The organism is Edaphobacter acidisoli (assembly GCF_014642855.1).
GTDB lineage: Bacteria > Acidobacteriota > Terriglobia > Terriglobales > Acidobacteriaceae > Edaphobacter > Edaphobacter acidisoli.
This window is the reverse complement of the sequence record NZ_BMJB01000001.1, coordinates 1,569,437-1,590,942: the sequence shown is the minus strand read 5'-3', so window position 1 is coordinate 1,590,942 and position 21,506 is coordinate 1,569,437. Positions and strand designations below refer to the sequence as shown.

Genomic DNA, 21,506 nt, shown 5'->3' with positions numbered 1-21,506 from the left:
CTCAACGAACAGGCCAGATGAATTCATCTGGCCTGTCAACTTTCAGGAAATGAAGTTGGCAACTACACGACGCGATTTTGTAAGAGGTTTGGCTGCTCTGAGTGCAGGGACCTTGAACTCCCGATCCCTATCGGCATTACACGCATCCTTCCTAAACGCCAAGACCGGATCACGGAAGCCCCCGGGGCAACACGGCGCCGAAAGAAGCGCATCTGCTGCCGGGCAATCGGCTGAAACGCCAATCGTCTTCGAGAACATAATTCACGCGTCAAAGCTACGTTTTGTATTGAAGAACAGTGTCAGTCCCCAACGCTACTCTATAGAGACGATGACAGGCGGCGTTGCTCTGTTTGACTACAACAATGATGGGCTTCTGGACATCTTCTTTACGAACGGAGCAGAGATTCCGTCCTTAGGAAAGAGTGATCCCAGTTTCTACAACAGGCTCTTTCGCAATAATGGAGATGGGACCTTTACAGACGTCACGGAAAAGGCTGGCTTGGCTGGTGTTGGCTACTCCATGGGAGTAGCAGCGGGTGATTACGACAACGATGGATTTGTAGATCTGTATGTGACGGGATTTAACTGCAATCAACTCTTTCATAACAACGGAGACGGGACCTTCACAGATGTGACGGAGAAGGCGGGAGTTAGTGGTGTCGTTCCTGGAAAGGGCAAGCCATGGGCCGTTGCCGGAGGGTGGATTGACTATAACAACGACGGATTACTCGATCTATTTGTAGTTAATTATCTGGATTATTCTATCTCCGCAGCTCATAGTTGCAAAACAGGCAACATTGTCGACTATTGCTCGCCTAATGAATATCGTGGCACGCCTAACATCCTGTATCGGAACAATGGGGACGGCACATTCACTGATGTTTCGGAGGAGTCTTGTATTTCGAAGTATGTAGGCAAAGGTATGGGTGTCGCCTTTGCGGATTATGATGGCGATGGGTTTACCGACATCTTTGTTTCCAACGACACTTTCCCGAATTTTCTGCTGCACAACAATGGTGATGGAACATTTACCGACGCGGCACTTCTTGCCGGCGTAGCTTACAACGAAAACGGCAAAACCGTTGCGGGGATGGGAGCTGATTTTCGTGATGTCGACAATGATGGAAAGCCCGATATCTTTCTCACCGCGATGTATGGTGACAGCTTCCCTCTCTTTCGCAACCTGGGTGGTGGACAGTTTGAAGATGTCACGGAAGCGACTGGCTTGGCTGCTATGACGACCAGCTTTACCGCCTGGGGAACGGGAATATTTGATTTCGATAACGACGGGAACAAGGATATTTTTGCTGCAGGCTCCGCGATTCTCGACAACTCAATGGAGGTGAATCATAAGCCTTATCCGCTTCCCAATGGACTCTATCGCAATCTGGGTAACAGGGTATTTAAGGATGTAAGTGCACAGGCGGGAGCTGGTTTCTCCATGCCGGCTGCACACCGCGGCGCCGCATTCGGCGATTTAGACAATGATGGGAAGGTCGATATTGTGGTCACGGTCCTTAACGCAGAGCCGCAGTTGCTGATGAATCGGTCCACGAATCACAATCATTGGATCATCTTGAAGCTTGTTGGCGTGGCAGATAATCGAGACGGGTTGGGAACAAAGGTGAAGATAACGACCGCGAATGGCGTTCAATACAATGAGGTCACGACGGCTGTTGGCTACAATTCGTCCAGCGATAAACGCGTTTACTTTGGATTGGGGAGCGCGACCGTTGTGGACCGAATTGAGCTTGCATGGCCAACGGGCGTGAAACAAGTGCTCAAAGATGTGAAGGCCGATCAGATCCTGACTGTCGTACAAGATGGTGGTCCTCGCAAAGCCAGATCGTCCACCAGGAGTAGGCCTTTATGATCTGGTTTCTCGCACTCCAACTCGCAGTTGGTCCGGCGCAACATTATCAGAACGCAAAACAGGATTTTGCCCGGCAGAAATTTTCTGAAGCAGTCAGCGAAGTTGATTCTGCCTTGCATGAGGACCCATATATGGTTCCGGCCCTGGTTCTCAAGGCCCGGCTGGCTACCTTTGCACACCGCCTGGATGTTGCCAAGAGCTGCCTTATCACCGCCATTACGGCCGATCCAACTTCTGAGGAGGCGCAGTTCTACCTCGGCGTACTTTTTTACAAACAGAACGATTTTAACTCGGCGCTTTCGCCACTTTTGAAGGCTCAAACTCTCTCTCCCGAGAGCCCATTGCCGGCGTTCTATCTTGCAATGACCTACCAATCTCTCGGAGATGAGACCAAGGCGTTGGAGCTCTACCAACGAGCAGAGGATCTTTCTCCTGGGAAATCGGCGCTGAGCGCGGAGATTCTCGTTGCATACGGGAAGTTTCTGTTCTCACTCGGCCGGGTGCAGGACGGCATTAGAAAAGATCGACGGGCAATCGAGATTAATCCAGAGTCCCGCGATGCGCACTATGAGTTTGCAAAGGGGCTAGATCAGGAGGGAGATTTCAAGGGTGCCACGGTCGAAGGAGAAAGGGCCCTGACTTTGCCTGCACTCGATACCAGCGATGCCCAGATTCATTATCTTCTTGCAACGCTCTATCGGAAGCTGAATCAACCGGCTTTGGCAAAAGCACACTTAGAAAAGTTTCTGGCTGCTCAACAGGCAACAAGCAGATGAGTTGATAGCATGCTGTAGGATTTCTGCGGCCGATCGATCCATACGTCTACCTGTATTTGCGCCGGATGCTGCTTAAGGAGATTCAATGCGTTCAAACTGGGTCGGGTCTTTCAGCTTACTATTTGCTGGGTTGTTTCTACTTTCCCCTGCGATTGGGCAGACATCGTCCGACAGACCTCAACCCGTTCCTGTAACCGCGGTGCAGATTCCCGGGGGAATGCGTCTATCCAGCCAGCAGGAAGCGGTTGACCTGGTGTTCTGCACGCCGGAGATCGTGCACATCACGACGAAGCCTGCGGGACCGGTATCGCCTCCCGGCGTGGAGCCCTGGCTTGTCAGTGCCTGCAAGCCTTCGACGTCAAAATTTGAGGTTGCAGAGGGAAAGGCCAGAATAGAGAGTTCAGCATTAATTGTTTCCGCTACTTTGTCGGACGGCGCACTCACCTTCTCCAGTCTTGGGGGTTCGGTGTTGCTTCAGGAGAGCCACCGCTTTGCTCGACGATATACACCCGTCGAAGTCGGTGGGCAGTCACTGTACAAAGTAAGTGATCGGTTTGATCCGGGAATGGCCGAAGGGTTTTACGGTCTTGGACAACATCAGAGCGGTGTCTTCAATTATCGCGGCTCCGTGATTGAGCTCGCTCAAACGAATAGCGACATTGCTATTCCGCTGCTTCTCTCTTCCAATGGCTACGGTGTTCTCTGGAACACCGCCTCACGCTCTCTCTTCGATAACCGTTTTCAGCGGGAATTGAAGCTCACGGCGGATGCTACTTCGGGTATCGACTACTACTTTCTCTACGGTCCAGACATGGATGCGGTGATTCATCACTACCGCATGTTGACGGGCGACGCTCCGCTACTGCCCAGGTGGGCCTATGGCTTCATCCAGTCGAAAGACCGCTACACATCAGCGGCGCAGTTGCAACAGATCGCCGCCGAGTATCGCGCACAGCATGTGCCGCTGGACATGATTGTGCAAGATTGGTTTTGGTGGAAGAAGCAGGGTGACCCGGAATACACCGACGAGTACCTGAAACCCAATCCTGATGTGCCGGGTGCTTTACGCGAACTGCATGACAGCCATGTCCACGCCATTATTTCGACGTGGGCGATGTTAGATACAAGCTCCGATGCATATCGGGAGATGCGCCAGCAGCACTTCCTGATTCCAGGCACGCCCGTTTATGATGCCACGAATCCGAAAGCGCGTGACTTCTATTGGAATCACCTCATCCACCCACTTTTTGAGCAAGGCTGGGATGGCTTTTGGTTAGACAGTTCGGAGCCGGAGATATGGGGAGGTGAAAGCGACCGCGCGCTGGAGGACAAGACGCTCTCCATCGGACCGGGGGCGCGGTATCTTAATGTCTTTCCGCTGATGCACACGGGCAATGTGTATCAACATTGGCGCGGGACGATGAGTCCAAAGCGGGTCTTTATCCTCACCCGCTCTGCCTTTGCAGGGCAACAGCGAAATTCTACGGTTGAATGGTCAGGCGACATAGCAACCACCTTCTCTGTGCTGAAGCGGCAGATCCCGGCTGGCTTGAATTTTGCTATCTCGGGAATGCCTTACTGGACCACGGATGTCGGTGGGTACTTTGGTTATGAGCCAGACGATCCTGCGTATCAGGAGACCTACACGCGCTGGTTCGAATACGGGACCTTCTGTCCGATACTGCGCACCCACGGACATCGCAAGTCCAACGAACTCTTCTCCTATGGTTCGCAAACGCCAACCCTGATCTCTTACGACAAGCTCCGTGAGCGCCTCGTACCTTATATTTATTCGCTCGCCTGGAGAGTGACGCACGATGACTACACGATTCAGCGGCCACTCGTTATGGACTGGAGACAGGACGAACGTGTCCGGGATATCGCGGACGAGTTTATGTTCGGTCCGGCGCTTCTCGTGGCACCTGTCACGGATCAGGGTTCCCGCCAGCGCCTGGTCTACCTTCCGACGGCCGAGGGATGGTACGACTTCTGGACCGGCGATCGCTTGAATGGCGGACAGCAAATCCTGGCGCAGGCGCCGCTCGATCGCATCCCGTTGTACGTGCGCGCTGGCTCTATTCTTCCCCTCGGCCCCGCGCGAGAGTATGTAGAGCAGGCGCCCGACGCACCGATCGTGCTGCGGATATTTCCTGGAGCGGATGGAAACTTCAATCTCTACAACGATGCCGGCGATGGCTACAACTATGAGAAGGGCGAGTATGCGATCACGCCCATCCATTGGCACGATGCAACAAGAACGCTGGAAATCGGCGCGCGCCAGGGGAGCTATGTCGGCATGCCTCGGAAGCTTTCGTTCCACATAGTCGTTGTGCGGCCTGGATACGGCACAGGACCCGACCCATCGGCGCAGTATCTCTCACTCGATTACGATGGGACGCCTACGCATATCACCGTGCCCTGAGCCCGAACCGGGTCATAGCTCACGCCGAGTATCCGTGCCCGACTGGCGGCTGACCGCACGAACCTGGTGAATTAGCCGTTATAAGTATTGAGAGGAGTTGGAGGCGCGGGTCGGGATCGAACCGACGCATAAAGGTTTTGCAGACCTCTCCCTTACCACTTGGGTACCGCGCCTTGCGGGTGGGCTTACAACATCTTAGCCCGTCTGAATTGTAGATGATGGGTAGAGCGGGCGGGGATTTCTGGAGCGGGAGACCGGGGTCGAACCGGCGACATCTTCCTTGGCAAGGAAGCACTCTACCACTGAGCTACTCCCGCTCTCACTTCAGTAAGTATAACGGTCTGCTGGCGCGAGGTCAACGCGGAGTGCTCCGCGGACTCTGCATCTCTCAGGCAGCCGCCAACGTCGAAAGCTGCATCTCATCTGCTGAGAAGGGGCTGCTTGCGTGAGGCGCGGATGGCGATGGGGCAGATATGGATGATGCCGAAGACGCCGCCCATTTGGGGGCAAAAGGAACACTGGCAGGCCTTGCTCGATTCGGCCACGGAGGGGATCTGCGGGCTCGACCCTGACGGGCGCTCTATGTTGGTCAACCGCGCCGCCGCCGACATGCTCGGGTTTTCACCCGAGGAGATGCTTGGCGCCGTTCTGCACGACCTGGTGCATCGTCATGGTCCGGGGCAAGTCGAGGAGATTGCCGGTTGTCAGGTCCATAGTATCTTTCTCGGCAAACAGCCTGCAGGGCATTGGGCCGGCGCGCTGGTTCGCAAAGATGGCATGGAACTGGCGGTAGAGATCTCCTCGGAGCCGGTCGTTGTGGATGGCGTGCAGCAAGGTGTTGCGGTGACGTTGCGTGAGGCGGGATCTATGTTTGCTGAGGAGCGGGCGCTTTGGAAGCTGGAAAAGCTTGCTTCGATTGGGCAGCTTGCTTCGTCGATTGCGCATGAGATCAACAATCCGCTGGAGTCGATCACCAATCTGCTTTACCTGATTCAACACGCCAACGAGATGGATGAGGTGCGGCAGTATGCAGGGCTGGCGCAGGATGAGCTTCAGCGAGTGACCGAGATTACGCTGCAGACGCTGCGCTTTCATCGCCAGCACACGCGGCCGGTGGAGGTGGACATGACAGAGCTGCTCAGCTCGGTCATGGCTCTCTACACAGGACGGCTGCTGGTGCGCGATGTTGCAATCGATTTGAAGTTGAAGGCTGCGCCAAAGATTGTGTGCCTGGAGGGTGAGGTGCGCCAGGTGATTAATAATCTGGTGCGCAATGCTCTGGATGCGATGCCGGGCGGAGGGATGCTGTATGTCCGGTTGCATGGGCAACGCGACGCTGACACGGGCGCGCGTGGCGTGCGGCTGACTGTGGCCGATACGGGCGAGGGTATCAGCAATGTAATCATGCCGCGCCTTTTCCAGCCTTTTCAGACGACGAAAGAGATGACCGGCACGGGGCTGGGGCTGTGGGTGAGCAAGGGAATTGTGGAGAAGCATGGCGGGAGCATTCGGTTCAGAACGCGACGCGGCACCAGTCGGCACGGCACGGCGTTTACAGTGTGGCTGCCGGTGGAGCCCTCGGTCAGTCTGAGTCCTGAGGCAGATTGACGACGACGGGTGGGCTGGCGATGAGGTCGTGACGCTTGCGCACGACATGTGGGGTGATCAGCAGGAGCAGCTCGGATGTGTCTTTCTCGGCGGTCTTGTCGGAGGTGAGAGTCTGGAAGCCGGGCAGCTCGCCAAGGCCGGGCAGGCCGTCGATGGCGGCGGATTCGGAGCGGGTGACAGAGCTGGCGAGCACAGCGGTTTCGCCGTCGGGTACGGTGACGTCGGAGATGAAGGAGTGGTTGTTCAGGATGGGAATGTTGTTGGACGACGTGCCTGCGAGCGACTCGATTTTGAGGTCAATCTGCATGGTGATGTTGCCGGACTTCTGCACGGAGGGTACGGCCTTGAGAGTGAGGCCGAGGTCTTCGTATTGGATCTCAGGGATGGTGGCCTGCGTGCCGAGCTGTGACAGGAGCTGCGAGGCGGGGACGCCGTTGACGTTGACGCCTGCGAGTGCAGAGGACGAGATGCCGCTGATGCCGTTGGTGTAGGTTGCGGTCGTAATGGGGTAGCGCGTGCCGATACGGAAGGTAGCTGTCTGGCGGTTGCTGACGCGGACCTGCATATCGTCGAGGCCACGCGTATCGGAAGAGTTGAGTGCGAGGTGGAATGCAGCGCCCTGGTTTTCGGTGACCCCTGATGCGGTGAGGCCGCCGCCGAAGAGGCCGATGGTGTTGGAGACCAGCGTGCTTTGTACGAGGCCGGAGGCGATGAGCGCGAGCGCGATGGTGACGTTGCTGGCGTTGGCGGGAACGAGACCTTGAGCGATGGCCTGGTTGACGAGGGTCTGGTTCTGGCTGACTATTTGCTGCGCTTCGCTTGCGACACTGTAGACGCCGATCTGTTGCGGGGTCTGGCCGCCGATCTGGCGCTGGCGGGTGGTGTCGACGGTGTAGAGGCGGAGCTCGATCATGACCTCGTCGGTGTTGTCGAGCAGGTCGTGGAGGGTGAGGTTGACGGCTTTGAGGGTGTCGGCGGGCGCGCGGAGGACAAGGTCGCCGGACTCCTTTGCGACGGTGAGCTGTTTGACGCCGAAGACCTGGCGGATGACGTTGCCAAGCGAGTCGATCTCTTCGCTGGTTGCGGCGGGGACGTAGATGGTTTCCTGGAGCTGGCGCTCGAAGCGCTGGCGGTTGTCGGGGGTATCTTTGGCGATGAGGACGCTGGTGGCATCGAGTGGCACGCTGAACAGGTGCGCCATCGAGAGAAGAATCGACGAGGCCTGCGTGTAGTGGACGTCGTCGATGTCGAAGCGGAGGCTTTGCTGCGATACGGACTCGTCGAAGACGGGGCGAATGCCGTAGGTTTGGAAGACCTGACGGATGAGTTGCTGCTCGTTGGTGTGGATGTGGAAGCTTTGCGAGCTTGCATTGGGCGCTAGCACGATAGGGCCGGCGAGTTCTGGCGCCTGGCGAAGCCAAGGCTCTGCTTCGGGACGGAAGACGTGGGCGAGCGCAGAGTCAGCGCTGCGCTCGGGGACGATATCGTTTTCAGGGTCGAGCTGGCGGGCCTCGGCGAGCAGGGAATCAGCTTTCTTTTGCTGACCGGCCAGGCGTGCCTTGCCAGCTTGTTGGAGCAGGTCGGTGACCCGTTCGGTGTGGGCCATGTTGGCCGCGAGCGCGTAGTTGTGGTCCGAGGGATTAAGCTTGGCGGCTTTCTGGAACTGCGTCTCGGCTCCAGCGAAGTCTTTGCGCTCGAAGAGGCGTGCGCCGGTGAGATACGCGTTGTCGGCTTCGGTGCGCTGGCTTGTAGTGAGGATCTCGCTGATAGGCTTGGAGGGTTTGTCTGACCCTTTGGCTGCAGGTGCCTGGGCGAGCGAAACAGCAGTGAAGCCCGCCAGCGCGAGGGCTGCCGTCGAACGCCGGAAGGCGGAGGTGCGCGGCTGGGCGGGGAGCTTCATCTACTAAAAGATTAGACGATGCCGATGGCAAATGGCGCGCGCCCGTACTCCAGTGAGCACTGGTACCTGGAACTTAGCGGGCGTTGGCGACGTTCTGGATGCGCAGGCGGTCGGGGCGCTCACTGGCTACCGGGCGGCGCATTCCGTTGCGGATCATCGCCGTGTTCATGTCCAGCTCGGCGAGGGTGCGGCTGAGCGTGTTGCGGTGCATGCCGAGCTCTTCGGCGGCTTTGCACTGGTTGCCTTTGTGGTGCGCGAGGACTTCAAGGATGTAGCGCTTCTTAAACTGGCGAACGGCTTCAGCATAGGGGATGCCGGCGCCGTGCATCTGAGTGACAAGTCCGTCCATTTCGCGCTTCAAAGGTTTTTCCTCGCTCACGGTCTCATCTGTCGATGGCCGTTTTTTTATTGTGACCCTATTTTAGCGGTTTGATCCAATCCGGTGCTTTGTGCTTGAGCATCTCGGCGCCGTCTACAACTTGCTGGCGCAGGTCGTAGGGTACAACGAAGGATACAGCATGAGCCCCGGTTAGGAAATAGGAACTTAAGCGGGAATTTTCGGTCCATTTGGAATGAGGGTAGAAGGCCGCGACCGCCAGGAGGACCACAACTCCTATCAGACATCCGCGGACAAAGCCGAAGGCAGCACCGAGCAGGCGGTCGAAGAAGCCCAGGCCGATAGCGTGGGCCGTCGAATGGATGGATTTGCCGAGAAGCGTGGCCGCGATGGCGACGATGACCAGGATGAGGACGAAGGCCACGGTTTGCGCCAGCTCGGGCGAGGTGATGAACCGGCCAAGCGCGGCTGCTACGCGGCTGTAGTTCCATGCGGCGAGCAGGATGCCGCCGATGAGGCCTCCGAGCGCGAAAAGCTCGCGCACGATGCCGCGCATGAAGGCCAGCAGGGTGGAGTAAGCGACGATGGCGACCAGTACCCAGTCGAACGGAGTCATGCGTTTTCAGTAAGGCTTTGGCGGCCCGTAATAAGGTAGAAGGCCTCCATATACTTCTCGCGTGTCCGGGCAATGACCTCGTCGGGCAGCGAGGGTGCGGGGGCCTGCTTGTTCCAGCGAATGGATTCAAGATAGTCGCGGACGTACTGTTTGTCGAACGAAGGCTGAGCACCGCCGGGCTGGTAGCCCTGGGCGGGCCAGTAGCGCGAAGAGTCGGGTGTGAGCACCTCGTCGGCAAGGATGGTCTTGCCGTTGTAGGAACCGAATTCGAATTTAGTGTCGGCGAGGATAAGACCCTTGCTGGCGGCGTGCGCGCTGGCTTTTTTGTAGATGGCGAAGGTCAGATCGCGGAGCTCTTCGGCCTGCTTGTGGCCAATGACGGCACCTGCCTGGTCGAAGGAAATGTTCTCGTCATGACCGACGTTGTTCTTTGCGGCAGGCGTGAAGATGGGCTCTGGTAGTCGGTCGGACTCTCGCAATCCAACGGGAAGCTTGATACCGCAGACGGCGCCGGTCTTCTGGTAGTCCTTCCAGCCAGAGCCGGAGAGATAGCCGCGCACCACGCACTCGATGGGGAACATCTCGGCACGTTTTACCACCATGCTGCGGCCTTCGAGCTGTGCCGCGTAAGGCTGGAGTGTAGTGGGGAATTCGCGCACGTTGGCGGTGACGACGTGGTTGGGGACAATGTCGGCAAGAAAGTCGAACCAGAAGCGCGAGAGTTGGGTGAGAATGCGACCTTTGTCGAGGATGCCGCTGCCGAGGACGTGGTCGAAGGCAGAGATGCGATCGGTGGCGACAAAGAGGAGCTGATCGTCAGCGAGCGAGTAGATGTCGCGTACCTTGCCGCGTGCGGTGAGGGGGAGATTGCCGAGATCGGTCTGCAAGAGTGCTTGGTTCATTGGGGTGACGATGTCGCTTTCTTGATGGGAGAGTGAAACATGGAGCGATAGAGCGGGAGCGTGATGGTGCGTGCCGAGTCCGCGGGAAGGTAAGAGGCTGCGGGACAGACCATCTGGACGTGCGAACCATCCGGCTGGAGCACAGCATAAGCTGCGTCCGCGTCGCACTGGCCGTTGTAGTAGCGTGCCGAGCGCAGAGAGAGACGGAGGAACGGCATCCATGCGGGCTGGTAGTAAAGGGTCAGATCAGTGCCGGTGGTTCGGAATGTGCCTGTGCCCCATGGAGTTCGTTCGCTGAGAATGTGGTCGCCCAGATCGATGGTCGTGGCCGGTAATGGACCAAGGGCAGAGGCCAGCGGGAAGATAATGCTGGCAGAGAGTAATGGAAGCAGCATGACCACTGCGATGATGCCGGTGAGCCATCGTGGCTTGAGGAGGGAAAAGAGCAGCAGCAAAATTTCCCAGCTTGCCAGAAGAGCCCAGCAGAATGCGAAATTGAGTCGACCTGAAGAGATGCGCCACTTGGTCGCATAGGCACCGAAGAAGATAATGATGACTCCCGCGGCAAAAACGACCAGAGCTGTCTTGAATGCGCGGGGGATGCGCTGCCAATAAACGCGTACGACGAGCATCGCTGCCGTGAGCGCAGAAATAAGACCGAAGGTGAGTGGCAGATGCATTCCTGTCCTAGATTAGACCAGCCCAAAAAAATAGGCGGAGCACCTAAGTGGGTCGCTCCGCCTGCGCATAAGCTCATCAGAGAAATCAGGCGACGGCACGGCGATTGTCTGCCGTGTCGCGGCGGGCAAGGTTGACGCTGACGACCTTCGAGACGCCGGGCTCCTGCATGGTGACGCCGTAGATTACGTCGGCCTGGCCCATGGTGCGCTTGCTGTGGGTGATGACGACGAACTGGGTGCTGGCACTCATGTCGTGGATGAGCTTGGCGAAGCGGCCTACGTTGGTCTCGTCGAGCGGCGCGTCCACCTCGTCCAGAATGCAGAACGGAGCAGGCTGGAACTGGAAGATGCCGACCAGCAGTGCGAGCGCAGTGAGGGCCTTTTCGCCGCCCGAAAGCAGCAGGATGTTCTGCAGCTTCTTGCCCGGAGGCGACGCCATGATGTCGATGCCGCTTTCGGCGGAGTTCTCCTCGTCAGTCAGCTTCATCGAGGCCTGGCCGCCGCCGAAGAGTTTGGTGAAGGTCATCGAGAAGTTTTCGTTGATGACCTTGAAAGCCTCGTCGAACTTGGTGTGGGAGATCTCGTCGATCTCCTTGATGGTGGCCTGCGTGTTCTCGATAGAGTCGAGCAGGTCTTTGCGCTGGGTTTCGAGGAAAGCGTGGCGCTGGGCAGTCTCGTTGTACTCTTCGAGCGCCATCATGTTGACAGGGCCCATGGATTCGAGCTTCTGCTTGAGGGCGCGTGCTTCTTCTTCCTGCGTGTGGAGCTCGTCGCCTTCGATGCGCTGGACCTCGGTGTCTGCACGCAGCGTTGCAGCTTCGGCGCCGAGGTCGTTCAGGCAAGTGGCTTCGATGTGCTCGATGTCGGAGGCGAGTTTGGCAGCGCGCGCGCTCAGGCCTGAGCGCTCTTCGCGTAGCGCCTCGGTTTCGTGGCGCAGCACGCGGAGCTTCGCATCGAGTTCGGCTGTGGCTGTGCGCAACTCGGTGGCTTCGGCGGTCAGGCGCGTGCCTTCGGCGACGGCGTTGGCGCGTACCTCGGACAGATCTGAGTGCTGCACAGCGAGCTGAGCGGATTCTTCCTCGCGGCGAAGCTTTTCAGCACTGGCCGAGGAGAGCTGCTGCTCGATCTGCTGGATGCGCTGCTGCTGGCCATTCGAGAGGCGCTGTGTCTGGTCGAAGTTGGCCTGGGCGTTGCGGCGGCGCTCTTCAAGACCCGCCAGATCAGCCGCCGCCGCTGCTGCGGCCTGCTGCAACTGCTCGCGTTCGGCGCGAAGCTGCTCGATGCGGGACTGCAACTCGCCGAGATTGGTTTCGAGCGTGGTGCGCTCGGTCTCGAAGTTCGTGGCCTCCTGCTGGCGGCGGGCGATGAGGTCGGATTTCTGGTTGCGGGCGTCGCGGTTGCGCTCTGTGGTGAGGGCCCAGTCCTGCAGGCGGCGCTCGATGCGCGCGGCCTCGGACTCCATCTGCCGAAGCGCCGCGCCGGAGTTGGCCGACTCGCGCTCAGCCTCGCGCCGCTCCTGCGTTTTGGATTCGATGGCAGCGTTCAGCTCCGTGATCTGGTGCTGGAGTGCGGTGGTGTTGACGTCGGTCTGGGCGAGGTCCTGTTCGGCCTGCTCGACGTTCTTCTGCACCTCGGTCAGTTCGCGCTTGAGCGCAAGCGGGCCTTGCGCACGCGGCCTTCCGCCGGTGACGGTGACATTGTGGAAGGTCTCGCCGGAGGGTGAGAGGAAGAACGCGTGCGGGTGCGAAAGGGCCAGCGACCGCGCCGTATAGGAGTCCGGCGCAACGAAGCCTTCGCGCAGCTTAGGCAGAATGACTTCGAGCGACTTGCCAAAGCCATCCAGCACACGCACGCAGCTTTTGAGCGGCACCACGCCTTCGATGCCCTCGATGCTCGTCTGCGCCTCGCTCTTCATCCCTTCCGCAAACGCAAAATTCGCCTGCGCATCGTTGGGATGCACCAGGAACGTTGCGCGTCCGGCCACATCAGTCTGGAGCAGATGCACGCCCTTGTCGGCGGCGTCCCAGCTTTTGACGACGATATAGTTGAGTTCATCGCGGAGGAACTCGTCGACGACGCTCTCGTACTTGCCGTCGACTTCGAGGAAGTCGGCCAGTGTGCCGACAGCGGCCATGCCGTCGAGGTTCTGTTTGTAGGCGGCGGTCTTAAAGATGTTGCGTACGGTGTCGGTCGAGTAGCTGTGCTCGCGGATGAGAGCTTCGAGCGAATTGCGGCGACCGTTCAGGCTGGCCACGTCACCGCGAAGCTTGTCTCCGTTCCGCTTTGATTCGGACTCTTCCGTGCGCTTCGTCTGAATCTGCTGACGCATCTCGGTGATCTCTGCTTCGAGCCGCTTGAGTCGCTCGGTGACTGACTCGAAGGTGAGCTTTACCTGGCCGCGCTGTACGCCGAGGGCTTCGAGCTCCTGCTTCGCCGTGTCGCTCTCGGAGAGCAGACGCTCGGCCTCGCGCTCGAGCCCGGCCAGCGCGGCTGCGGCCTGTGCCTCTTCGTTGCGGGTCTGCGAGATGCGCTGCACAAGCTGCATGGTCGAGCGGCGGTTCTGCTCGGCCTGCTGCTCTGCGACTGCGACAGCGCGGGATGCCTCCTGTGCGCGTGCTTGCTGGCTCTGCGCCGCGTCGCGCGAGCCGGCAGATTCAGCCGTAGCGTTCTCCAAAAAGCTGCGGTGCTGCTCCAACTCACCAGCCAGCGAAGCGAGCTGCTCACGCGCCTGGGCCAGATCGTCCGTACCAGTCGCCATACGAGCAGTCAGCTCGGAGACGCGGTCGGCATTAGCCGCGGTGCGCGCCGTGATGCGCTCCAGTTCAACAGCGGACTGGTTCGCCTGTGAGCCCGCTTCGCGGATCTTCTGGTCGAGCTCGTAGCCCTTGCGGATGCCCTCGCTGTGCTCGGCATCCATGGCGTCGACCGAAGTGGCTTGCGCGTCGATCTGCGTGGCCAGCGCATTGATCTTCTCGACGGTAGCTGCTTGTTCGGCGTCCATCTGAGCCATGCGGCTGGCGAGGACGACGCGGAGGCGTCCGCGCAGCTCATCGCGGAGTGCGCCGTAACGCTCGGCTTTGGCGGCCTGGCGCTTGAGCGAGCCCATCTGGCGCGTGACCTCTTCGAAGATGTCGTTGACGCGGGCGAGGTTCTGTTTGGCCGACTCAAGGCGGAGCTCGGCGAGGCGCTTTTTGGTTTTGAAACGCGTAATCCCTGCGGCCTCTTCGATGATGGAGCGGCGGTCGTGCGGCTTGGCCGAGAGCAGTTGCCCGATGCGCTCCTGTCCGATGATGGCGTAGCTCTCGCCGCCGAGGCCGGTGCCCATGAAGATGTCCTGAATGTCGCGCAGGCGGCAGATCTTGCCGTTGAGTAGATATTCGGAATCGCCGCTGCGGAAGAGGCGACGTGTGATGGTGAGTTCACCAGCGCGCACGGGAGCGCGGTTGAATTTGCGACGGCGAATCTTTAACACGACATTGTTCGGATTTGCCGCGTTGGCTGTTGCGCCTTCGTTGGCTGTTGCGTCTTCGGCGGATGCTGCAGTTTCAGCCGCGGGAACGGGCTGGCCTTCGGTCTCGATCACGGTGCCTGGCTGCGCTTCGGCGACGGCTTCTTCGGTCTCCTCGGCGTGCTGCCGGCGCAGGGCGGCTTCGTCCCAGTCTGTCGGCACGGCGTCGTCGATGACGATCTCCGGCTCGTCGGGGAGCGCGCTGGCGCTGTCGTAGACGTCAGGATCGACGAGCGTGAGTGAGACTTCGGCCATGCCGGTGGCCTTGCGGTCTCGCGTGCCAGCGAAGATGACATCCTCCATCTTGACGCCGCGCAATGACTTGGCCGACTGTTCGCCGAGCACCCAGGTGATGGCGTCGGAGATGTTTGATTTGCCGCAACCGTTGGGCCCTACAATGGCTGCAATGCCTTCGCCGGAGAGTTGCACTTCGGTCCGGTCGCAGAAGGACTTGAAGCCGAGAATCTGGACTTTTTTGATCTTGAGCAAGTTCAACCTCCCGGGCGAGATCCGGGCACTTCCGCCGCGACTCGCCGGTGTCTGTTAGGACTGCATTCACTGTAGCCGTGGTTGAGGCGGGAATCAACGGAAACAATACTACGGGTTGTGGATAAAACGTCCCTAACACTATGGCTAGCGGGAGTGATGCTTCGGACGGCTGGATCTTGTGCAAAATCTTTGCTGAAATGCCTCCCCGAGAAGCAATTCCTCCTGGATCTGACCATCTAACGATTCTGCGAATCCTGTACGGTGGGGTTGGCGGCAGGTTGTGGGTGGTATGGTCTCCTTGCCGATTGAGTAGCGCAAGAAATAACGTTTGAGTTCGTCGGAATCTGCTTTCCCAAAGGCAAACTGTCCTCTTGCCAAGCGAGCAACAGCGTTTCTATAATCCGCATCATCATCTCAAGATGCTCAAAACGCTTTACATAACATCGCCGAAGGGTTGGGGCACGGCGGGATGGACTTGTTGTGCTGTCATTCGGGCCAGTTTTCTGTAATATCCAAGTTGACCTCGGGGAGCACCGTGGCATCGTTCTTAAATGAAGATTTATTGAGGAGTGTGGAATGAAGAAGGTAGTCGTTGCGTCTCTCCTGGCGGTCGCTGGTGTTGCATTGGCTGCACAGCCCGGGATTGCTCAAACCCAGGTCAATCTTGGCCAGAACACGCAGTCGTCCAGTGGCGGCATTCAGATGTCTGCTGCCGAATACAAGGCATATAACGATGCGATCACGCAGACGAATCCGCAGGCCAAGGCAGCTGCCCTTGAGTCGTATCTGGAGGCTTATCCTCAGTCCCAGGTCAAGGCTGACACTCTGCAGCTGCTGATGCTTACTTACAGCTCGTTCGATCCGACCAAGACGCTGTCAACTGCCGATCGGCTTTTGCAAGTGGATCCGAACAATCTTCGTGCGTTGACGCTGGAGGTTTATTTCCGGATGTCGAGCGCCGAGCAGGCGACCGACGCCGCGACCAAGCAGTCTGGACTCGATTCGGCTGCGGACTATGCAAAGAAAGGTTTGGCTGTCACAACTAAGCCGAAGGACATGGCCGACGCAGATTTTGAGAAGCTGAAGCAGTCTGCTTACCCGGTCTTCTATCGCGCAATTGGCACGGCTGCTCTGAACAAGAAAGACGCGGCGACCGCTGTCACGAACTTCAAGGCTGAATTGGGCAGCGTGCCTGTGGCAGACACGGAGAAGCCTGGCCCAGTTCTGCAGGACACCTACACGCTGGCGCAGGCGTACTACGAGTCCACCCCACCTGATTATGAGAACTGCACCTGGTACGCTACGCGCGCTTCGAACTTTGCGCCGGAGCCATACAAGTCACAGATGTTGCCTCTGGCGAAGTACTGCTACAAGAAGTACCACGGTGCGGACGATGGCTATGATGCAGTTACGGCTGCGGTGGCAACGAACCTGAATCCTCCCGCTGGCTTCTCGATCAAGCCTGCGCCGAAGCCGGAAGACATTGTGAAACAGGTCATCGCAACCACGCCTGATCTGAGCACACTGGCAGTTTCGGACAAGGAGTTCATCCTGCAGAATGGCAGCCCGGACGATGCTGCGAAGGTGTGGGGCATCCTGGCGGGCAAGTCGGTCGAGCTGCCCAACGTGACGGTCGTCTCGGCGACCACCACCGTCATCACGGCTTCGGTCTCTGATGATGCGGTGCAGTCGAAGACGGCGGACTTTACCTTCAACATGGGCACGCCGCTTAAGGACGCTGATGTCCCGGCGGTTGGTGCGCAGATTACGATCTCCGGCACCTATAATTCCTACACCGTTGGTGGCGTAGTCAAGGGAACGGCTCCTGCAGCTGGCGCTGCTCCTGCTGATGCAGCAGCGACTCCTGCGGCTTCCACAGCGGCTGCTCCGGCTGCTGCTGCCCCGGCTCCGGCTGCTGCTCCTGCGGCTGGCGCCACTGCAGCGCCTGGACCGGTGATGATTATCATGAGCGATGGCGCTTTGGTGCTGCCGAAGAAGGCTGCTCCGGTGCATCACCCCGTCCACCGTCGCAAGTAAAGCTTCATTTCACTTGAAACAGAGAGGCAGCCTTCGCGGGCTGCCTCTCTTCTGTCTTTGAGTAGTTTCTGGGTGACGTGGGTGTCAGCGGTGCTTTGCTTATGCCGTTTCTGTCAATAGCCAGAGTAGCGCATTGCTAAGAAGTCTCTGCTGCGTGACAGGATGGAACTCTGGGACACGGTGGTAGAGAATGCGCCCTGTGCCGAGCTTTGCAGTGAAGGTGCCTGCGCCGATGTGGCGGTCATGGTCGCGGCTATAGGCCGCGATAATCTCGATGTTGCTGCCATCGACCAGCAGTCCGTTCGATTCGCGTCCCTTGGCTTGGTAGTGAATGCCCATCACCTGATTGTCAGGCAGGCCCGCATAGACCGGGTGCTCGCGCACGAAGTACCAGTTGCCCATCCACGGCGCGCGGAAGTCGCCGACGGTGCCGCTGTAGGTGAAAGCTCCAGCAGCTGCGAGCTGGCGGGCTACGCCTTCGGATAAGGCGTCCGACTGCGGCATGCTGAGAAGCGGCGTGCCAGCCTTGACCGCGTCGAGGATTGCGGTGTCCAGGCTGCCTTCGCCAGTGTGGAGATTCTTCGGTGCGCCGCCCGGATGCGCTTCGAGACCTGTGTCATCGCCGGAGAGCTGGAACGCGGAGCTGTTTGCTGTGAGGCCCTGCGAGACAATCGCGTCGTACTTCGCGCCGACGGTGAAGTCTTTGATCTCAATCCCCAGCCGTGGCGCGATCTCCGCCAGCTGCTTGCGCAAAGAGCTGGTGACGCCGGAGATGGCGATTATTTTACGATGCGAGTGCTTGTGTTCCGGAAGGCCCGTCACCCAGATTGCCTTGGTCTGTGTGACCGACAGGTCCGACGAGAGCGCAAACCGGAACCGATACATACCCTCCTCCTCCAGCGCAGGCGTCTCGAAGCCTTCGCGCAGCAGGTAGCTGAACCGGTCCGGCGTCTGCGCAGGCGCCGGCAAACTGACCAGCTTAAGCAGCTTTCCCGAAGGCGTCAGCGCGCTGAAGCTGAGCGTGCCGGTCACAGCCTTGCTCGTGTCGTTAAGCAGAAAGAGGTCGAAGACTGCCTTCTCACCGCGTTTCACACACACCGAACGCTGCTTCGCCACAGGATGCACCGGGCTGAGTGTCTGCCGAATCGGCGCAGGGTCGGACTTGTAGTTGCGCAGGTTGTCGACGATGCCCGAGTGGTTCTCAATCGCGGTCGATTCCCACCCCGAGATGGCGGCGAAGTCCAGCTCGTCGGAGATGCGCGCGTTCTCCATATAGTTCTGCCACGTGTCGTAGCACTTGGAGCCGAGCGAGAGCCACAGCGACTCAGTCGCCGGAAACGCCTTGCGGAAACCCCATCGGTTCAGGAATGCGTCGTAGCCCGCAATGATCTCCTGGTGGTCTACGAGGTCGTAGCTGGTGGCGCCCCAGCTCTTGTATGTCTCGGTGATCTGATGGACCATGAGCGAGTGGTTGTCGGGAGTGGCGCAGCCTTCCATCTCGCCGAACTCGGTGATGACCTCTTTGAACGGGGCCTTATAGGTGAACTCCGTCGGCGATTTGTAGAACTCGTCGTACCATTGGTCGCCCGCGCCCTGATGCTGATTCCACCAGTCTCCCCACGGCTCTTCGTCGCTGCGGTGGAGCTTGTCGTTCCAAGGTTCGTACCATGCTTGCGCAGCTCTGCGCGGAGGCGCGACGAAGCCATCGTTGAGCACAATCGAGCGGCTCGGGTCCTCGGCACGCATGGCCGCCAGAATCGCAAGCGTATCGGGATTCTTCAGGTCCGCGCCAATCTCATTCTGCAGCGTGTACTGAATGAGCGACGGATGCGACCGAAAAGCCTTTACCATGCCGACACACTTCGCAATCATGAACTGCTGGGCGAACTTGTCGGCCGCATCGACCGGCTTCTCCATCACGATGCTGGCAGCGTTGGCCGCGACACCGCTGGGCAGCTTGCCGATAGCCATCTTGCCCGCGCCCGGCTCCATGTAGCGCAGCAGACCCAACCGGTCGTGCGCGCGAAAGACCTCTTCCTTACCGACGTTGCGATGGAAGTTCAGGCAGGTCAGATTGAGCTTCTTCGCCTGCGTCACCTCTTTCTCAGCCAACTCAGGAGTGGGGAAGAGCCCATTCAGTCCCCAGTAGCCCCACGAGATCGCGCTGTACAGCTTCATCCGCTGCCCATTCAGCCGAAACATCGCGTCGGTGCCGAGGCCAGTCGGACCGAAAGAGCGGAAGCCAAAGGCGATGGTGCGAGTGTCGGTGTGGCCATCCTTGCCGATCCATGTCACACGAAGATGATAAAGGCGAGGCGTTTCAATGTCCCAGAGCTGAGCATCGTCGCAGGTTAGGCCAAGTTCGAGTATCCGCGTTGAAAGAACGGGCCCATCTTTCCTCACGTTTGGATGTGATCCAAAAGACGCACTCGGAGATCCGATTCCATCGTAGTCGAAGCTAGCGCCGGGCCCATAACCGGACCATTTGAGCGATGTGCCAGTATGAGAATCCAGTATCTCCGCCTTGATGGTGCCGTCTATAAACTGATGATCTGCCGGTCTGAACTGTTCAAGCTCCAAGCGTGCAGTTATTTTTTGCGGCTCAGGACGGTTCAATACCCACAAATCCTTGATCCGCACACTGTCATGCGCGCTGATGGTCATGCCGCGATCCAGCCCGCCAAACCCATGCGAGCGGTAGAGCTTCACCGCGCCCCACTGCGCATTCAGGCCATCCACCCAATCGAAGCGACCAAACGGATTCGTGATGCGGATGGCAAGAATGTTCATCCCGCCGGGGTTCGCGGCGTGCGTCAGGTCACACTCGAACGGCAGCTCTTCCATGATGGAGTAGCCGACCAGCTTCTGGTTCAGATAAACCTCGGCCCGCAGGCGCGCGCCGCGCACATGCAGGAAGATCCGCTTGCCCTGCATCGAGGCCGGAATATCAATTGCGCGATGCCACCACGAGACGCCGAAGTACGCGCCATTCTGCGGAACAGGATCGTCGGCGGCATAGCGGTACTCCTCCGGGGTATACGAGCGATGCCCAAACGCGCCCCAGAAATGCTGTTCGACCGTCGCGGGCAGGATGACTTCCTTGCTCGCGTCAACGCTCAGCGAAGCCCATCCGCCGGTCGGCGCGTTGACCGGCAGCGGCTTGCCCTTGCCGCGCACTACGCCGTCAACGTCTTGAGCAATGTCGTCGGGCAGGAAGATCTCATCGTTCTTCCACTCGGCCCGGTGGTCCAGCCAGAGGTGCCAGCCATCATCAGAAATCAGCGTGCCGTTCTCCGGCCATAGCTCTTCCGACGTCTTCTGTTGTGCCTTGATGGGCTTGATCTGGGTAGCAAGCGCGGCTGCTGTTGTGCCTTCAAGGAAGGCCCGGCGGGAGATTTTGCTCTGGCTCATGTTGCGAGTGATTCTATTCGATTGGTGCGACCACTTGCTACCTGAATCTGTTCAGCACTACTCCCCGAGCATGATGCGCTGAATCGCATGAGCGCGGCCAGTCGCTCCGTCGCATTGAATCAGAGCAGCGCACATCTTCGGATTGCCCTTGGCAGCCTCGAATTTTCCGGGCATTCCGGTCAGGAAGCGCTGGAGCACCTGCTCGACCTCGACACCAATCACCGAGTCATACGGGCCGGACATGCCCACGTCGGTCTGGAACGCAGTTCCGCCGGGCAGAATGCGCTCGTCCGCCGTCGGGATGTGCGTATGAGTCCCGAGCACCGCCGTCACGCGTCCGTCGAGATACCAGCCCAGCGCGGCTTTTTCGCTGGTGGTCTCGGCGTGGAAGTCGACGAGGATGACCTTCGCGCCCGACTCTGCCGCAATCTGCGTCAGCAGCTCATCGGTCTTGCGGAAGGGGTCGTCGGACGAAGACATGAAGACTCGGCCCTGCAGATTGATGACGGCGTACTTCTGGCCGCTGGGCAGCTCACCCTGAAACAGGCCGTAGCCTGGCGTGCCGGAGGCGAAGTTGGCTGGGCGAATAACGCGGCGTCCGCGTACGTCGGAGTTGGCGGGGACGGTCATGTATTCGAAGATCTCGCGCTTGTCCCAGACGTGGTTGCCGGTGGTGATGACGTGCGCGCCCATGTCGAAGAGCTCTTCGGCGATGGCGGGAGTGATGCCGAAGCCTCCGGCGGAGTTTTCGCCGTTAATGACGAGCAGGTCGACGGCGTTAGTTTCGAGTACGTGAGGCAGATGTTCGCGGACGATGTGGCGGCCGGCAGAGCCGAAGACGTCGCCGACAAAAAGGATGTTCACATGACGAGTTTACATTGCAGCGATGTGAAGAAAGCCGCGGCCGGACGCGATTGGCGCGGAGAAGACACAAAGAGCACCGAGCC

General features: G+C 59.0%; 13 protein-coding genes and 2 tRNA genes. 5 read left to right on the top strand and 10 right to left on the bottom strand.

The window, feature by feature from the left end; genetic code table 11:
- Nucleotides 1-55 precede the first annotated feature (55 nt).
- From IEX36_RS06485 to IEX36_RS06475, 3 genes are all read left to right on the top strand, one after another.
- On the top strand, nt 56-1,873 hold the full coding sequence (locus tag IEX36_RS06485; RefSeq protein ID WP_229668764.1) for a CRTAC1 family protein: 1,818 nt from the start codon (nt 56-58) through the stop codon (nt 1,871-1,873).
- A complete protein-coding gene (locus IEX36_RS06480; RefSeq protein ID WP_188758440.1) occupies nt 1,870-2,649 on the top strand; it encodes a tetratricopeptide repeat protein in 780 nt (259 codons plus the stop codon). Before IEX36_RS06485 ends, IEX36_RS06480 begins: the two co-directional genes overlap by 4 nt.
- Nucleotides 2,650-2,866: 217 nt before the next feature.
- Nucleotides 2,867-5,071, top strand: a complete 2,205-nt coding sequence (locus IEX36_RS06475) for a glycoside hydrolase family 31 protein (protein ID WP_188758439.1) — start codon at nt 2,867-2,869, stop codon at nt 5,069-5,071.
- A gap of 98 nt (nt 5,072-5,169) precedes the next feature.
- On the opposite strand, the gene IEX36_RS06470 is transcribed toward IEX36_RS06475, so the two are convergent.
- Nucleotides 5,170-5,244 (bottom strand) — tRNA-Cys (locus IEX36_RS06470).
- 69 nt (nt 5,245-5,313) lie between these two features.
- Nucleotides 5,314-5,388: transfer RNA gene (locus IEX36_RS06465), tRNA-Gly, on the bottom strand.
- A gap of 124 nt (nt 5,389-5,512) precedes the next feature.
- On the opposite strand from IEX36_RS06465, the gene IEX36_RS06460 reads away from it, so the two are divergent.
- A complete protein-coding gene (locus IEX36_RS06460; RefSeq protein WP_229668763.1) occupies nt 5,513-6,679 on the top strand; it encodes a two-component system sensor histidine kinase NtrB in 1,167 nt (388 codons plus the stop codon).
- Here IEX36_RS06460 and IEX36_RS06455 read toward each other — a convergent pair.
- From IEX36_RS06455 to smc, 6 genes are all read right to left on the bottom strand, one after another.
- Nucleotides 6,654-8,579 (bottom strand): type II secretion system protein GspD, encoded by a 1,926-nt coding sequence (locus IEX36_RS06455; protein ID WP_188758438.1) that lies wholly within the window; start codon nt 8,577-8,579, stop codon nt 6,654-6,656. The genes IEX36_RS06460 and IEX36_RS06455 overlap by 26 nt on opposite strands.
- A 73-nt stretch (nt 8,580-8,652) precedes the next feature.
- A complete protein-coding gene (locus IEX36_RS06450; protein ID WP_188758437.1) occupies nt 8,653-8,940 on the bottom strand; it encodes a helix-turn-helix domain-containing protein in 288 nt (95 codons plus the stop codon).
- 55 nt (nt 8,941-8,995) lie between these two features.
- Nucleotides 8,996-9,532 carry a CvpA family protein gene (locus IEX36_RS06445; RefSeq protein WP_188758436.1) on the bottom strand — a complete coding sequence of 179 codons (537 nt, stop codon included), beginning with the start codon at nt 9,530-9,532 and terminating at the stop codon, nt 8,996-8,998.
- Entirely contained in the window at nt 9,529-10,434 is a 906-nt protein-coding gene (locus tag IEX36_RS06440) for a phosphoribosylaminoimidazolesuccinocarboxamide synthase (protein ID WP_188758435.1), read from the bottom strand. Before IEX36_RS06440 ends, IEX36_RS06445 begins: the two co-directional genes overlap by 4 nt.
- A complete protein-coding gene (locus IEX36_RS06435) occupies nt 10,431-11,114 on the bottom strand; it encodes a hypothetical protein (RefSeq protein ID WP_188758434.1) in 684 nt (227 codons plus the stop codon). Before IEX36_RS06435 ends, IEX36_RS06440 begins: the two co-directional genes overlap by 4 nt.
- 85 nt (nt 11,115-11,199) lie before the next feature.
- Nucleotides 11,200-15,111, bottom strand: a complete 3,912-nt coding sequence (smc, locus tag IEX36_RS06430; protein WP_188758433.1) for a chromosome segregation protein SMC — start codon at nt 15,109-15,111, stop codon at nt 11,200-11,202.
- A 576-nt stretch (nt 15,112-15,687) separates the two neighbouring features.
- Between smc and IEX36_RS06425 the strand changes: the two genes are divergently transcribed.
- The gene (locus tag IEX36_RS06425) at nt 15,688-17,148 is read left to right on the top strand and encodes a hypothetical protein (RefSeq protein WP_188758432.1); all 1,461 of its coding nucleotides are present in this window, start codon (nt 15,688-15,690) and stop codon (nt 17,146-17,148) included.
- Between the two features lie 99 nt (nt 17,149-17,247).
- On the opposite strand, the gene IEX36_RS06420 is transcribed toward IEX36_RS06425, so the two are convergent.
- Together IEX36_RS06420 and IEX36_RS06415 are read right to left on the bottom strand one after the other, a co-directional pair.
- Entirely contained in the window at nt 17,248-20,559 is a 3,312-nt protein-coding gene (locus IEX36_RS06420) for a glycoside hydrolase family 2 protein (protein ID WP_188758431.1), read from the bottom strand.
- A gap of 57 nt (nt 20,560-20,616) precedes the next feature.
- Entirely contained in the window at nt 20,617-21,423 is an 807-nt protein-coding gene (locus tag IEX36_RS06415) for a TIGR00282 family metallophosphoesterase (RefSeq protein WP_188758430.1), read from the bottom strand.
- Between the last annotated feature and the right edge of the window lie 83 nt (nt 21,424-21,506).

Excerpts from the sequence above, each read along its gene's own strand:
- IEX36_RS06480 (WP_188758440.1), top strand. The coding sequence starts at position 1,870 with ATGATCTGGTTTCTCGCACTCCAACTCGCAGTTGGTCCGGCGCAACAT.
- IEX36_RS06475 (WP_188758439.1), top strand. The coding sequence starts at position 2,867 with ATGCGTCTATCCAGCCAGCAGGAAGCGGTTGACCTGGTGTTCTGCACG.
- IEX36_RS06455 (WP_188758438.1), bottom strand. The coding sequence starts at position 8,579 with ATGAAGCTCCCCGCCCAGCCGCGCACCTCCGCCTTCCGGCGTTCGACG.
- IEX36_RS06445 (WP_188758436.1), bottom strand. The coding sequence starts at position 9,532 with ATGACTCCGTTCGACTGGGTACTGGTCGCCATCGTCGCTTACTCCACC.
- IEX36_RS06440 (WP_188758435.1), bottom strand. The coding sequence starts at position 10,434 with ATGAACCAAGCACTCTTGCAGACCGATCTCGGCAATCTCCCCCTCACC.
- IEX36_RS06435 (WP_188758434.1), bottom strand. The coding sequence starts at position 11,114 with ATGCATCTGCCACTCACCTTCGGTCTTATTTCTGCGCTCACGGCAGCG.
- IEX36_RS06425 (WP_188758432.1), top strand. The coding sequence starts at position 15,688 with ATGAAGAAGGTAGTCGTTGCGTCTCTCCTGGCGGTCGCTGGTGTTGCA.
- IEX36_RS06420 (WP_188758431.1), bottom strand. The coding sequence starts at position 20,559 with ATGAGCCAGAGCAAAATCTCCCGCCGGGCCTTCCTTGAAGGCACAACA.